14 protein-coding genes and 1 pseudogene are annotated in these 13870 nt (G+C 65.3%); 12 read left to right on the top strand and 3 right to left on the bottom strand.

Features of this window, described 5'->3' with window-relative positions:
* Positions 1-167: 167 nt before the first annotated feature.
* The 8 genes from V7D81_RS06690 to V7D81_RS06725 all read left to right on the top strand — a co-directional run bounded on the left by V7D81_RS06690 (position 168) and on the right by V7D81_RS06725 (position 7291).
* Complete coding sequence (locus V7D81_RS06690) at positions 168-1553, top strand: anthranilate synthase component I family protein (protein WP_324315367.1); 1386 nt, start codon at positions 168-170, stop codon at positions 1551-1553.
* Between the two features lie 8 nt (positions 1554-1561).
* Positions 1562-2179, top strand: coding sequence for an anthranilate synthase component II (locus V7D81_RS06695; RefSeq protein ID WP_324315368.1), 618 nt, complete (start codon positions 1562-1564; stop codon positions 2177-2179).
* Positions 2176-3204: an anthranilate phosphoribosyltransferase gene (gene trpD, locus V7D81_RS06700; protein WP_324315369.1), complete on the top strand. Its 1029-nt coding sequence runs from the start codon at positions 2176-2178 to the stop codon at positions 3202-3204. Before V7D81_RS06695 ends, trpD begins: the two co-directional genes overlap by 4 nt.
* A gap of 82 nt (positions 3205-3286) precedes the next feature.
* Positions 3287-4135, top strand: a complete 849-nt coding sequence (locus V7D81_RS06705) for an indole-3-glycerol phosphate synthase TrpC (protein WP_324315370.1) — start codon at positions 3287-3289, stop codon at positions 4133-4135.
* Between the two features lie 16 nt (positions 4136-4151).
* On the top strand, positions 4152-4751 hold the full coding sequence (locus V7D81_RS06710) for a phosphoribosylanthranilate isomerase (protein ID WP_324315371.1): 600 nt from the start codon (positions 4152-4154) through the stop codon (positions 4749-4751).
* Entirely contained in the window at positions 4748-5992 is a 1245-nt protein-coding gene (trpB, locus tag V7D81_RS06715) for a tryptophan synthase subunit beta (RefSeq protein WP_324315372.1), read from the top strand. The genes V7D81_RS06710 and trpB overlap by 4 nt, the downstream gene beginning before the upstream one ends.
* Entirely contained in the window at positions 5992-6774 is a 783-nt protein-coding gene (gene trpA, locus V7D81_RS06720) for a tryptophan synthase subunit alpha (protein WP_324315373.1), read from the top strand. Before trpB ends, trpA begins: the two co-directional genes overlap by 1 nt.
* Before the next feature lie 151 nt (positions 6775-6925).
* Positions 6926-7291, top strand: coding sequence for a hypothetical protein (locus V7D81_RS06725; RefSeq protein ID WP_324315374.1), 366 nt, complete (start codon positions 6926-6928; stop codon positions 7289-7291).
* Positions 7292-7393: 102 nt separating this feature from the next.
* Here V7D81_RS06725 and V7D81_RS06730 read toward each other — a convergent pair whose 3' ends face one another.
* Both V7D81_RS06730 and V7D81_RS23200 read right to left on the bottom strand, forming a co-directional pair.
* Positions 7394-9388, bottom strand: coding sequence for a putative bifunctional diguanylate cyclase/phosphodiesterase (locus tag V7D81_RS06730; protein WP_324315375.1), 1995 nt, complete (start codon positions 9386-9388; stop codon positions 7394-7396).
* Between the two features lie 85 nt (positions 9389-9473).
* Positions 9474-9650, bottom strand: a pseudogene (locus tag V7D81_RS23200) (hypothetical protein); the annotation flags it as partial.
* A gap of 120 nt (positions 9651-9770) precedes the next feature.
* Between V7D81_RS23200 and V7D81_RS06735 the strand changes: the two are divergent.
* From V7D81_RS06735 to V7D81_RS06750, 4 genes are all read left to right on the top strand, one after another.
* Positions 9771-10313, top strand: coding sequence for a TIGR00730 family Rossman fold protein (locus tag V7D81_RS06735; protein ID WP_324315376.1), 543 nt, complete (start codon positions 9771-9773; stop codon positions 10311-10313).
* 70 nt (positions 10314-10383) lie between these two features.
* Positions 10384-10770, top strand: coding sequence for an aspartate 1-decarboxylase (gene panD / locus V7D81_RS06740; protein WP_324315377.1), 387 nt, complete (start codon positions 10384-10386; stop codon positions 10768-10770).
* Between the two features lie 7 nt (positions 10771-10777).
* Positions 10778-11425 carry a DedA family protein gene (locus V7D81_RS06745; RefSeq protein WP_324315378.1) on the top strand — a complete coding sequence of 216 codons (648 nt, stop codon included), beginning with the start codon at positions 10778-10780 and terminating at the stop codon, positions 11423-11425.
* Between the two features lie 4 nt (positions 11426-11429).
* Positions 11430-12137: a hypothetical protein gene (locus tag V7D81_RS06750; protein WP_324315379.1), complete on the top strand. Its 708-nt coding sequence runs from the start codon at positions 11430-11432 to the stop codon at positions 12135-12137.
* Positions 12138-12225: 88 nt separating this feature from the next.
* Here the strand turns inward: V7D81_RS06750 and ubiB are convergent, their stop codons facing one another.
* A complete protein-coding gene (gene ubiB / locus V7D81_RS06755) occupies positions 12226-13866 on the bottom strand; it encodes a ubiquinone biosynthesis regulatory protein kinase UbiB (RefSeq protein ID WP_324315380.1) in 1641 nt (546 codons plus the stop codon).
* Between the last annotated feature and the right edge of the window lie 4 nt (positions 13867-13870).

Here is a 13870-nt window from a genome sequence, read left to right on the forward strand (position 1 = left end):
CTCCCGGCCCGATGTATACCAGCGCTCACATTCATGGTTGGTGGTGGCGGCACTCCTAGGAGAGGGCTGCTGGATTGCGCTGCGCTTAACAAAACACCGCTGAAGAACCCAGAAGACCCATCTCCGAGCGAATAGCCGGGATGGGTTTTTTATTGCCTGGATTTTCTATGAAACCGCCTTTCGACATCGCCGCCGACCTGGATACCCCGGTATCGGCCTTCATGAAACTGAAGCCGTTCCGGCCGCGCTTCCTGCTGGAAAGCGTGGAGGGCGGCGAACGGCTGGCCCGCTATTCCTTCATCGGTTTCGGCGACTGTCTCGAAGTCCGGCTCGACGAACGCGGCCTGACGGTCGACGGCAGGACGACCGCGGCCCCGCGCAACCAGCAGGAACTACTCGATGCCCTGCGCGCCGCGCTGGCGAAAGCGCCGCAGCCGCAGCCGCAGATTCCGGGCGTGCCGCTGCCGGGCGGTCTCGTGGGCGTCGCCGGCTACGATCTCGTGCGCTACTTCGAACGCCTGCCGAATCGCGCCCGCCGCATCGAATCGACGCCGGATGCGCATTACCTGGCGCCGCGTTCGATGCTGGTGTTCGATCACCTGACCCGCGGCGTCGCGTTGCTGCACGCCGGTTCCGAGAGCGAACGGCTGGCGCTGCGCAAGGAAGTCATCCAGGCGCTGCGCGGACCGGTGCCGGCGTCCGACAAGCGCATCAGCTATTCGCCTGCAGTTGGCAGTCTGAGCGAGGCTGAATTCCTGCAGGGGGTGGCGCGCACCAAGGAATACATTGCGGCCGGTGATGTGTATCAGCTCGTGTTGTCGGTACGTTTCTCCGGCCAATGCAGCCTGGAACCTTTCGAAACTTATCGCGCGCTGCGGCTGCTCAATCCCTCTCCATATATGTACTACTGCGATCTCGGCGATTGCGTGGTCGTTGGTTCGTCCCCGGAAGCATTGGTCAAACTTTCCGGCGGGCTGGCGCAGATGCGGCCGATCGCGGGCACGCGTCCGCGCGGCGAAGACGCGGCGCACGACGAAGTACTGCAGAAGGAGTTGCTCGCCGACCCGAAGGAAAACGCCGAGCACGTCATGCTCGTCGATCTCGCGCGCAATGATCTCGGCCGCGTTGCGAAGGCCGGTTCCGTCGGCGTGAATCCGTATCGTCACGTCGAGCGCTACAGCCACGTGATGCACATCGTCAGCGGCGTGAACGGCCAGCTGGCGCCGGGCAAGGATGCATTCGATCTGTTCGCCGCCGCCTTCCCTGCCGGCACGCTCGTCGGTGCGCCGAAAGTACGCGCAATGGAAATCATCGACGAACTCGAACCGGTGCGGCGCGGCTTCTACGGCGGCACGGTCGGCTACTTCGGCACCGGCGGCGACATGGATCAGGCCATCACCATCCGCACGATGGTGTTCCGCGGCGATACCTACAGCTACCAGGCGGGCGCCGGTATCGTCGCCGACAGCGTGCCGCAGATGGAATACCAGGAAGTGCTGGCGAAAAGCGCCATCGTGCGGCGCGCGCTGGCGCTGGCGGAGGAAGGTCTGTGAGCAACCCCATGAACAAGCCCCCGTTCAACAAACCACGACTGCTGTTGATCGACAACTACGATTCCTTCACCTACAACCTGGTGCAGGCCTTCCTGGTGCTGGGCGCCGACGTGCTGGTCCATCGCAACGACCAGATCACCGTCGACGAGGCGCGTGCGCTCAAGCCCACGCATCTGTGCATTTCGCCGGGCCCGGGCACACCGCACGAGGCGGGCGTCTCCATGAAAATGATCGAGGCGTTCGCCGGCGAAGTGCCGGTGTTCGGCGTGTGCCTCGGTCACCAGTCGCTGGTCGAAGTGTTCGGCGGCAAGGTCGTGCGCGCCGGCCGGCTCATGCATGGCAAGACCTCGCTGGTGCATCACGATCGGCGTTCGATCTTCACCGACATGCCCGAACCCTTCGAAGCAGGCCGCTATCACTCGCTGATCGCGCAGCCGCAGTCGCTGCCGGACGTGCTCGAAGTCACCGCGCGCACCGACGAGGGCGAGATCATGGGCGTACGCCACAGGACGCTGACGGTCGAAGGCGTGCAGTTCCATCCGGAAAGCGTACTGACACCGCAGGGTCCGGTGCTGATGGGCGCCTTCCTCAAACAGACGTTGGCCCGGCGCGAGGCGAACGCATGAGCGCATTGCGTGACACGCTGGAGCGGCTGCTCGATCGACAGCATCTGAGCGAGAGCGAAGCCTCGCAGCTGCTGATGGCGCTGACCGATGCAAATACGCCGCCGGCGATGGCGGGCGCCGTGCTCACGGCCCTGCGCATGAAAGGCCTGACGGCCGATGAATTGCGCGGCTTCGCGACGTCGATGCGCGGACTCGCGCGCCGACCGGTATTGCCGGAAGGCTCGCCGCTGGTCGACATGGTCGGCACCGGCGGCGACGGATCGGGCAGTTTCAATCTGTCCACCGGCGCGGCGCTGCTGGTGGCCGCGATGGGCATTCGCGTCGCCAAACATGGCACGAGTTCCATTTCGAGCCGCAGCGGCAGCGCCGACGTCATCCGCGCCCTGGGCCTGACGCTGCCGCTCGATGAAGTGACCTCCGGCGAGTGCCTTGCCGCCACCGGTTTCACGTTCTTCTTCGCGCCGCACTTCCATCCGGCGATGAAGACCATCATGCCGATCCGTCAGGCGCTCGGCGTGCGCACGGTATTCAATGTGCTCGGGCCACTGCTGAATCCGGCAGCGCCGCCGTATCACCTCATCGGCGCGTATCACATCGATGCGGCGGCCCTGATGGCGGATGCGCTGAGCGGCATGCCGATCGAGCGGACCTTCGTCGTGCATGGACACCCCGGCTGGGACGAAGCGACGCCGGTCGGTCCGTTCGAGTTCTTCGACGTGCGTCCCGGCAAGGTGACGCGCCGCGTGCGCGACGCCGGGGAATTCGGCCTGTCGCGTTGCACCGCGGAAGATCTGAAGGGCGGGGATGCGGCGCACAATGCGCAGCACCTGCGCGCCGTGCTGGAAGGCCGCGACCGCGGTCCGCATCGCGACGCCATCGTGTTGCAAGCCGCACTTGTTCTGGAGTTGCTGGGCAAGGCACAGTCGCCTCGCGAGGCCGCGCAGATGGCCGGTGCGGCCATCGATAGCGGCGCCGGCAAACAGGTTCTGGACAAACTGGCAGCCTTCGGACGGACGTGTCGATGAATCGCCATTTCCGCCCTGCCTTCGTCACTTACGTCACCCTCGTCACCTCGTCACTTTCTCTATGACTGGCCTGCTCACCGAAATGACGCAAACGAGCCTAGCCCGGCTCGAACAGGCGCGCGCGAAGGAATCCGAACAGGCGCTGTGGGCGCGCGTCTCGGACCTGCCGCCGCCGCCGCGCCTCAAGCTCTGCGCCGAAGGATTCGACGTCATCGCGGAGTGCAAGCTGCATTCGCCCTCGGCGGGCGATCTGTCTGCACATACCACGGGTGTGGAAGCGCGCGTGCAGGCCTATGCGCAGGGCGGTGCTTGCGCCGTCTCGGTATTGACCGAGCCGAGCCGCTTCGGCGGCAAGCTGGAACATCTCGCGCAGGCGGCCGCGATCCTCGCGCCGCACAAGGTCCCGGCGATGCGCAAGGATTTCCTCGTCGATCCCTACCAGGTGATGGAAGCGCGCGCGGCGGGTGCCGGCGGTGCGCTCGTGATCGTGCGCATGCTCGATCGCAGCCGCATCACCGAACTGCTCGACTGCGCCGCGATGCTCAAGATGTTCGTGCTGCTCGAAGCCTTCGATGCCATGGACCTGCAGACCGCCCACGACGTGCTGGCGCTGCGCAAGGCGCATGACGAACGCATCCTCGTCGGTCTCAATTGCCGCGATCTGGAAAAGCTCACCGTCGAATTCGGCCGGCTCGAAGAACTCGTCGACCAGTTGCCGCCCGGTTACGCGCATGTCGCGGAAAGCGGCGTCGGCTCCGTCGACGACGTGCGCACCGTGGTCGACATCGGCTACCAGGTCGCGCTCGTCGGCACGACGCTGATGCATTCGGACAAGCCGCGCGAGCTGCTGGGCAGCCTGCTTGCCGCCGGTCGCGAACGCGCCATGGCGACGCGCACCCGCAGGATGCGCATCACCGGAGAAGACGAATGAGCGCCGGACTGCGCCCATGAGTCTGTGGATCAAGATCTGCGGACTGACTTCCCGGGAGACCATCGAAGCAGCGAGCGACGCCGGTGCCGATGCCATCGGCTTCATGTTCGCGCCGTCGAAACGCCAGCTCACGGTTCAGCGCGCAGCGGAGCTGATCGAGGCGATGACGATCTCGATGCAGCGGGTCGCAGTCATGCAGCACCCGACGCAGTCGCTGCTCGATGAAGTGTGGCGCGTGTTTCGCCCTGATGTGCTGCAGACCGATGCAGAAGATCTGCATACGCTGCAGATTCCGGCGGGCCTCGCCGTGCTGCCGGTGTATCGCGTTGGCCGCGCGCCGGCCTCGCCGCCGCCGCGATTGCTGTTCGAAGGTCCGGTGAGCGGCATGGGCATCGTCGCGGACTGGAATGCGGCCGCGGCGCTGGCAACGAAGACGCAGCTCGTGCTGGCCGGCGGCCTGAACGCCGCGAATGTGGCCGAGGCCATTCGCAGCGTGCGGCCCTTCGGCGTCGACGTCAGCAGCGGCGTCGAAAGCGCGTCCGGCGTCAAGGACGTGAACAAGATCGTCGAATTTGTACGTGCGGCGCGCGCCGCACACAGCGGAGCAGATCAATGAAAACGGATGTGAACTCCATCGATGCGCAGGCGGTGCTCGCCGCGGTGCTGAACGATGCCTACCCGGATCGCGCCGGCCGGTTCGGCCCCTTCGGCGGGCGCTTCGTGCCGGAGACGCTGGTGCCGGCGCTGAACCGCCTGCAGGCCGGCGTCGATCGCTACCTGCGCGACGCCGACTTTCTCGCCGAGTTTCACGCCGAACTGAAAAGCTGGGTGGGACGCCCGACGCCGCTCACGCATGCGCGCGGCCTGTCGCAGCGATGGGGCGCCGATGTCTGGCTGAAGCGCGAGGATCTGGCGCACACCGGTGCGCACAAGATCAACAATTCCATCGGCCAGGTATTGCTGGCGAAGAAGCTCGGCGCGAAGCGCGTGATCGCGGAAACGGGTGCGGGTCAGCATGGCGTGGCTTCGGCCGCGGCGTGCGCGCGACTCGGCATGCCCTGCACCGTGTACATGGGCGCGATCGACATGGAACGCCAGGCGCCGAACGTCGGTCGCATGAAACTGCTGGGCGCGACCGTGATGCCGGTGACCAGCGGCGACAAGACGCTGCGCGCCGCGGTGGATGAAGCATTGCGCGACTGGGTGTCCGATCCCAATGGCACGTACTACTGCCTCGGTTCGGCCATCGGTCCGCATCCCTATCCCTACATCGTGCGCGAACTGCAGTCGGTGATCGGCCGCGAAGCGCGCGAACAGATGCTGGCGCTCACCGGCAAACTGCCGGATATCGCGGTGGCCTGCGTCGGCGGCGGTTCGAATGCCATCGGCCTGTTCCATCCGTTCGTGAAAGATCGCGACGTGGCGCTGCTCGGCCTGGAAGCCGGTGGCATCGGCGGCGGACTCGGCCAGAACGCCGCCTCGATCGCCTACGGCACGCCGGGCGTGCTGCAGGGCACGTACTCGCTGCTGCTGCAGGACGAGAACGGCCAGATCCAGGAAACGCATTCGGTGTCCGCGGGCCTCGACTATCCCGGCGTCGGGCCGGAGCACGCGCTGCTCGCAACCATCGGCCGCGTGAAATACGAAGCCGTCAACGACGACGACGCGCTCGATGCGCTCGCCGAATGCTGCGCGGCCGAAGGCATCCTGCCGGCGATCGAATCCTCCCATGCACTGGCTGGCGCGCGTCGCTACGCGAAAGCGAATCCGGGCAAACGCATCCTCATCGGCCTCTCCGGCCGCGGTGACAAAGACATGCCGACGCTGCAGAAGACGCTGCTGAAAGGATTGACCTGATGAACATCGGTGTTTCCATCAGCACTGCGATCCGCGACGCGAAGGCCCTCGGAAAGGACAAGGGCAATCCCGCGATCGTCGCCTACATCACCGCCGGTTTTCCGACGCGCGAAGCATTCCTGCCGCTGCTGGCCAGGGTGGCCGCTGCAGTCGACGTCGTCGAGATCGGCGTGCCCTTCAGCGATCCGATGGCGGACGGCACGACGATCCAGCGCTCCAGTCGCGTCGCGCTCGAGCAGGGCGTATCGCTCAAATGGATTCTCGCGGAACTGACGCGTGCGAATCCGCGGCCGAAGGCGCCGCTGCTGCTCATGAGCTATCTGAATCCGCTGCTGGCCTACGGACTCGACAAGCTGCCGCAGGCCGCGGCCGAAGCGGGCGTCACGGGTTTCATCGTGCCCGATCTGCCGTACGAGGAGTGCGACGATCTGCGTCGCGCCCTCGAAGCGCGCGGCATCGCGCTGGTGCAGTTCGTCACGCCAGTCACACCGCTGGAGCGCGTGCAGATGCTCGCTGGCAACACCAGCGGTTTCCTCTATGGCGTGACCATGACGGGCACGACGGGCAAGAACGTCGCCGTCCCGCAGGAAGTGCTCGATTATTTCGCCAGTGTGCGGCGCATTTCTCCGGCGCCGGTGTGCGCCGGCTTCGGCATCCGCAGTCGCGAGCAGGTGGCGAAGATGGCGCCCTACGTCGATGGCGTCATCGTCGGCTCGGCGCTGGTCGAAGTGATCGAGCGCGGCGAGGATCCGGCGGCCTTCCTGCAATCGCTGCGCGGCTGATGCGTCCGTGATTCGCCGACGACGCTGATCGCGCGTCACTTCCGTCCAATGGTGGATTTGCGTTTCGCGGAACATTCTCTGCGCGCTTTCTCTTGAGCACCCGAGCGGCGGCGGCATCGCCGCCTCGGGCGGGGAAGGGGCGAGAGAATCCATGGCGTCGAAGTCACCGTGGCAGGCATTCGCAGACTGGTTCAGACCGCGCCGGGCGGCACCGGTGAAAACCAGGAAAGCGACCACGCCGAGCACCAGCAGTCATCCCTATCGGGCCGTTTCCATCGTTGTCGGCAAGAATGCCTGCGCTGCTGCGCATCGCTTCAAGGGCATGCGTTTTCTGTCGCGCCAGGCGCCGCGCCTGCCGCTGCCGACCTGCGATGCAGCGCAGTGCGATTGTCGTTTCCGGCATCACGCCGATCGGCGCGCGGGGCCGCGGCGTCGCGGCGAACAGGGAATGATGCAGCCGCTGTGGCAGGGGACGGAGCGGCGTCGTGCCGGAGGTCGTCGGGCTGACGACGTCTAGTTCTTCCTGTGGGGCCGGCTTCAGCCGGCCTTTTGAGGAAGTCAGGCTGAAGCCTGACCTACAGAAGAGGCCGGCTGAAGCCGGCCCCACAAAGGATTCCGCTTACCGCACCGCTTCCGGCGTGAACGCCGCCAGCCGGCTCTGCGTGCGCAGCATGTCGGCTTCGGTGAGATCGGGACGTTCCGCACGCAGGCGCCGCAATAGCGCGGCGAACTCGTCCGGCGTGACCGCAGGACTGCAGTGATAACCCTGGTACTGATCGCAGCCGAGCTGCCGCAGGAATTCCAGCTGATCTGCGCTTTCGACGCCTTCGGCGACGACGCGCAGGCGCAGGCTGTGCGCGAGCGAGATGATCGCCTTGACGATGGCGGCATCGTCGGGATTCTTCATCAGGTCGCGAATGAAGCTGCGATCGATCTTGAGCTTGTCGAGCGGGAAGCGCCGCAGGTAGCTGAGGCTCGAATAGCCAGTGCCGAAATCGTCGATGGAAATGTGCGAGCCCATGGCGCTGAGTGACGCCAGCGTCTCGGCGGATTTCTCCGGGTTGTGCATGACCGAGCTTTCGGTCAGCTCCAGTTCGATGAAGCCCGGTTCGAGTCCCGCATCGGCGAGTGCGGATTTCACGATGGCGGTCAGATTGGCCTGGCGGAACTGCTTGGCCGAGAGATTGATCGCGACGCGTACCGGCGGGATGCCGGCATCGAGCCAGCGACGCACCTGCCGGCAGGCTTCGCGCAGCACCCACTCGCCGAGCGGCACGATCAGGCCCGTTTCTTCGGCGACCGGGATGAACACCATCGGCGAGATCAGACCGCGCGTCGGATGACGCCAGCGGATCAGCGCTTCGCAGCTGCGGATGCGGTTGGTCGCGATGTCGACTTTCGGCTGATAGTGCAGTTCGAGTTCGTCGTTCTCGATCGCGCGCCGCAGCTCGACTTCCAGCGCCAGGCGGTCGTCCGTGAACGCACTCATCTCCGAAGCGTAGAAGCGGTAGCCACCGCGCGCCGCATCCTTGGTGTAGCGCATGGCGGCCTTCGCCCGTCGCAGCAGCGTTTCGAAGCTCTCGCCGTCGAGCGGGAAGGTGCTGATGCCGATGCTGACGGAGGGATGCACATCCACGCCGTCGACCGTGACCTTCTCGCGCAGTGCTTCCAGCACCTTGTCGGCGATGGATTCCGCGTCGCGTGCGCTGCGCAGTTCCGTCGCGAGAATCGTGAACTCGTCGCCCGCCAGGCGCGCCAGCATGTCGTTGTGACGCAGCAGCTTGCGCAGACGGCGCGAGATTTCCATCAGCATCTCGTCGCCGGCCTGATGGCCGAGCGAGTCGTTGATGGCCTTGAGGCGGTCGACGTCCAGCATCAGCACGGCGAACTGGCCGTTTCTTTTCTGTGCACTGACGATCGCTTCCTCGGCGGCCCCGACCAGCGCCACGCGGTTCGGCAGTCCCGTCAGCGCGTCGGAACGGCTCGACGTGAAGTGGTGGGCGCGCAGTTCATCGGCGCGTTCCACCCGGTGCTGCTGCATCCATGCGTCGTACACCACGGTCAGCAGCGCAATGATCATGATGCCCATCGCCAGCAGGGCGAGGGCGACGCCGAACCAGGCATTGTCGAGACGTGCGCCGGGCAGGCAGTACGAGCCATCGGCGACGTTGGCGGCCCACATGCCCGTGTAGTGCATGCCGCTGATGGCCAGGCCCATGATCATGGCGGCGGCGATGCGCGACAGCGCCATCTGCCAGGAATTGCCGTGGCGCAGGTGAAACACCAGCCACAGCGCCGCGAAGGAGGCGGAGATCGCAATGCCGATCGAACCGATGAAGATTGCCGGATCGTAGGTGATGCCGGGGACGATGCGGATGCCGGCCATGCCGGTGTAGTGCATCGAGGCGATGCCGGCACCGAGCAGCACGGCGCTCAGCAACAGGCGCACCATGCTCAACGAATCGCGACCGGCAATCGTCAGCGCGAACGCGGAGACGACGACGGCGATGCCGAGCGATGCGGCCGTGGTGCGGATGTCGTAGGTCAGCGCGATCGGCAGGCGGAAGGCGAGCATGCCGATGAAGTGCATGGACCAGATGCCGATGCCCAGCACCGCGGCGCCGCCGATCAGCCACGCCAGCCCCCGAGCGGCCGCGGGCCACCGCCACGCGCGAGGCGAGGCTGAGCGCGGTGTAGGAAACGACGATGGCCACGACTATCGAGAGACAGACGAGCCACGGGGTGTAGGAGCCTTGCATAGAGTCGATGGACCGGGATCGACGGGCTTGCCGCACGTCAGAAGTTGTATCGGGCCCGGGGCGATGCAGCTTGAGCGGAAAATGTCGTGCAAGGGTTGCTGCAATGCGCGAACCCATGTGACCTGTGCCGCAGTTTTACGAGCGCGTACGGCCTGCAGTGATTCCCCGAGCACGCTTTGGTGCATTTGTCTGACGCAGTGCTTTACATAAACGTCGCGCGGGTAGAATCCCGCCCCCATGAAATCCCTGTGCGTTTTCTGCGGCTCGAACGCCGGCAATCATCCGCGCTATCTGGAAACCGCGCGTACGCTCGGCACCCTGCTGGCGCGACGGCATTGCACGCTCGTCTATGGCGGCGGCCGCGTCGGACTCATGGGTGCAGTGGCGGATGCGGCGCTTCAGGAAGGCGGCCGGGTGGTCGGCGTGATTCCGCAACTGCTGCTCGACAAGGAAGTCGGACACGCGGGGCTGACGGAGCTGCACGTCGTGCAGACCATGGCGCAACGAAAACAGTTGATGGGCGATCTGTCGGATGCCTTTCTCACGCTGCCCGGCGGCATCGGCACCATGGATGAACTGTTCGAAGCCTGGACCTGGACGCAGCTGGACCTGCATCGCAAGCCCTGCGGCCTGCTCAACCAGGCGGGCTACTACGATCCGCTGATTGCCTTCATCGAGCGCTGCCAGGCGGAGGGCTTCCTGCGTCCGCGGCACGCCAGCGGGTTGTTGATCGATTCGGAACTCGAACCCCTCGTCGAGCGGCTGGCGGCCGCATGCTGAGCGTCGGCGTTCCTATCTGCGGCGTCAGCCTGTAGCCTGTCGGCCCCGTTTCAGCTGATCTGGCGAATCCATGCTCCTGACCCTGCTGCAAGCCAAACTGCATCGCGTGCGCGTCACCCAGGCCGACCTCGACTACGAAGGATCCTGCGGCATCGATGAAGCCCTGCTCGAAGCCTCGGGTCTGCGGCCGAACCAGTACATCGAGCTGTACAACGTCAACAACGGCGAGCGTTTTGCCACTTACATCATCAAGGCACCGCGCGGCTCCGGCGATATCTCGCTCAACGGTGCCGCTGCGCGCAAGGCCATGGTGGGTGATCTGCTGATCATCTGTGCCTACTCGCAGTACACCGAAGCCGAGGCGGAACGGCACGAACCGGTCGTGGTACTCGTCGACGAACGCAATCAGCCGCTCGCGGCGAAGTCGCGCGCTGGCCAATCTCTTTCCATCGCCTGAGTTGCAAATGGAACTGATCCACTGGTTCATCGACTTCGTCCTGCACCTGGACCGTCATCTCTCCGAACTCGTCGCGCAGTATCACTACTGGATCTACGGCATCCTGTTCCTGATCATCTTCTGCGAGACCGGCCTGGTCGTGACGCCGTTCCTGCCGGGCGATTCGCTGCTGTTCGCCGTCGGCGCGCTCGCCGCCATCGACAGCACCGGCACGCTCAATGCCGGATGGATATGGTTGCTGCTGATGGTCGCGGCCATTCTCGGCAACGAAACGAATTTCCGCATCGGCCGGGCGGTCGGTCCGCGTGCCTTCAGCGGCAGCATCCCGTGGCTCAAGCAGGACTATCTGCTCCGTACGCAGGCGTTCTACGAAAAGCACGGCGGCAAGACCATCGTGCTGTCGCGCTTCATGCCCATCATCCGCACGTTCGCGCCGTTCGTTGCTGGCGTCGGCATGATGCAGCGGCGCCGTTTCGCCGCGTACAACTTCGTCGGCGCCTTCGCCTGGATCACGATCTTCATCTGGGGCGGCTACCTGTTCGGCAACATCCCCCTCATCAAGAACAACTTCGGCATCGTCACGATCGCGATCATCGTCGTATCGCTGATCCCGGTGGCGTGGGGACTGTTGCAACGCGAAGAGAAGAAGACCTGAGCCGATGTCCCGGATCATCGTCGCACCGCGATTCAACGGTCCGCCGAACTCAGGCAACGGCGGCTACAGCGCGGGCGTGATCGCGCAGGCGATCGGCGAATCCGTGCGCGTGCGGCTGGCACAGCCGGTGCCGATCGATCGGGCGCTCGACATCTCGACGAATGCCGCCGGCGGCTGGGACGTTCATGCGACGCAGCCGTCCGGACGCGTGTTGATTGCAACGGCCACGCCGCACGTTCCCGTCGTCGAGGTGCCGGCCGCGCCCTCGTGGGTCGAAGCGCTGGGCGCGTCGAAGCATTTCTCCGGCTTCGCACAGCATTCCTTTCCGCACTGTTTCGTCTGCGGACCGCAGCGCGCCGACGGCGACGGACTGCGCATTTTTCCCGGATCGATCCCGGGCACGAACGTCCTGGCGGCGCCGTGGCAGCCCGATGCCTCGCTGGCCGACGACACCGGCCACGTCCGCAGCGAATTCATCTGGGCTGCGCTCGACTGTCCCGGCTATTTCGCCGCCTGCAGTCCGACGCTGGCGCTGCTGGGCGAGTTCTCCGTGCAGGTCGATCGCCGGCCGCGCAGCGGCGAGACCTGCGTCGTGATTGCGTGGCCTATCGCGAATCACGGACGCAAGCACACGGCGGGTACGGCGTTGTTCGATGCGGAGGGGAGATGCAGCGCGGTCGGGATTGCGACCTGGATTGCGCTGAAGAGCTAGGAAAACCTTTCTTCCTGTAGGTCAGGCTTCAGCCTGACTCCTCAGAAGGCCGGCTGAAGCCGGCCCCACAGCAAGCAAGAAACAAGACCTATCGTCGCGCGTACCACAGCCCAACGACGCTGGCGAGCACCAGCACCACGCCCGGCCACAGCGGATCGCGATGCAGCGCGAACCAGAAAATGCCGCCGAGCAGGCTGATCGCAGCGATGACGGTGACGTCGCGTCGACGCGCATCGGCGCGGATCTCCTCGCGCAGGACTTCCAGGTCGCGCGACTTCACCGGCACATCGAGGCGGCCATCGGTCGCGCGTTGCACGACCTGCTGGATCAGCTGCGGCGCCGCGCGCAGCGCGTCGACCAGTCCCGGCAATTGCTTGCGCGTCTGGCGCACCATCGACTTCAGGCTGTAACGCTCCTGCATCCATTGCTTGAGCAGCGGCTGCGCCGTCTCCCACAGATCGAGATCCGGATAGAGCTGGCGGCCGACGCCTTCGATCTGCAGCAGCGTCTTCTGGATCAGCATCAGTTGCGGCTGCATCTGCGCATCGAAGCGCTGCGCGGCTTCGAACAGGCTGATCAGCACCTGGCCGAAGGAGATTTCGCGCAAGGGTTTGTTGGCGATCGGTTCGCAGACCGTGCGCACGGCGGATTCGAGTTCATCGACGCGCACATGCGAGGGAATCCAGCCCGAATCGATGTGCAGCTGCGCAATGCGGCGGTAGTCGTGATCGAAGAACGCCAGGAAATTCTCGGCGAGGTAGTGCTGGTCGCGCGGATCGAGCGTGCCGACGATGCCGAAGTCCACGGCCGCGTAGCGCGGATGCTGCGGGTCGTCGAGCAGCACGAAAATGTTGCCCGGATGCATGTCGGCGTGAAAGAAGTTGTGCCGGAACGCCTGCGTGAAAAAGATCTCGACGCCGTTCTCGGCGAGCCGCTTAATGTTGGCGCCGCGCCGTTCGAGTTCCGGAATGTCGTTGATGAGCACGCCGTGCACGCGCTCCATCACCATCACGTTCTTGCGGCAGTAGTCCCAGTAGATCTCCGGCACGTACAGCAGGCGTGAATCCGCGAAGTTGCGCCGCAGTTGCGTGGCGTTGCCGGCCTCGCGCATCAGGTTCAGTTCGTCGAGGATGGTTTTCTCGTACTCGCGTACCAGTTCCACCGGCCGCAGCCGCGGCGCCTGCGACCAGTAGCGATTCGCGAGCCGCGCCAGCGCGTACATCACTTCGACATCGCGTTCGATCTGTTCGCGGATGCCGGGCCGCACGATCTTGACCACGACCTCCTTGCCGTCGTGAAGCTGTGCCGTGTGCACCTGCGCGATGGTGGCGGCGGCGAGCGGTTCCTGATCGAAGCGCGCAAACACTTCGTTCAGCGGCCGTTCCAGCGCGGCTTCGGCAATCGCCCGTGCCTGCTCGCCGGGAAAGGGCGGCACTTCGTCCTGCAGCTTCTCCAGTTCGTCGGCGATGTCGCGCGGCAGCAGGTCGCGGCGCGTCGACAGCGTCTGGCCGAACTTCATGAAGATCGGCCCCAGTTCCTCCAGCGCCTTGCGCAGCCGCTCGCCGCGCGGTGCATCCTTGTTCGCGCGCTGGAACCAGGTGGCGGGCGAAAGATAGAACGCGAAGCGGATCGGCCGGAACAGATGCGTGGCGAGGATGATCTCGTCGAGGCCGTGCCGGACCAGCACGCGCTGGATTTCGAGCAGTCGGGTGAGAACGCGCAATCGCATGATG

It is taken from the genome of Povalibacter sp. (assembly GCF_036735925.1).
Classification (GTDB): Bacteria; Pseudomonadota; Gammaproteobacteria; order Steroidobacterales; family Steroidobacteraceae; genus Steroidobacter.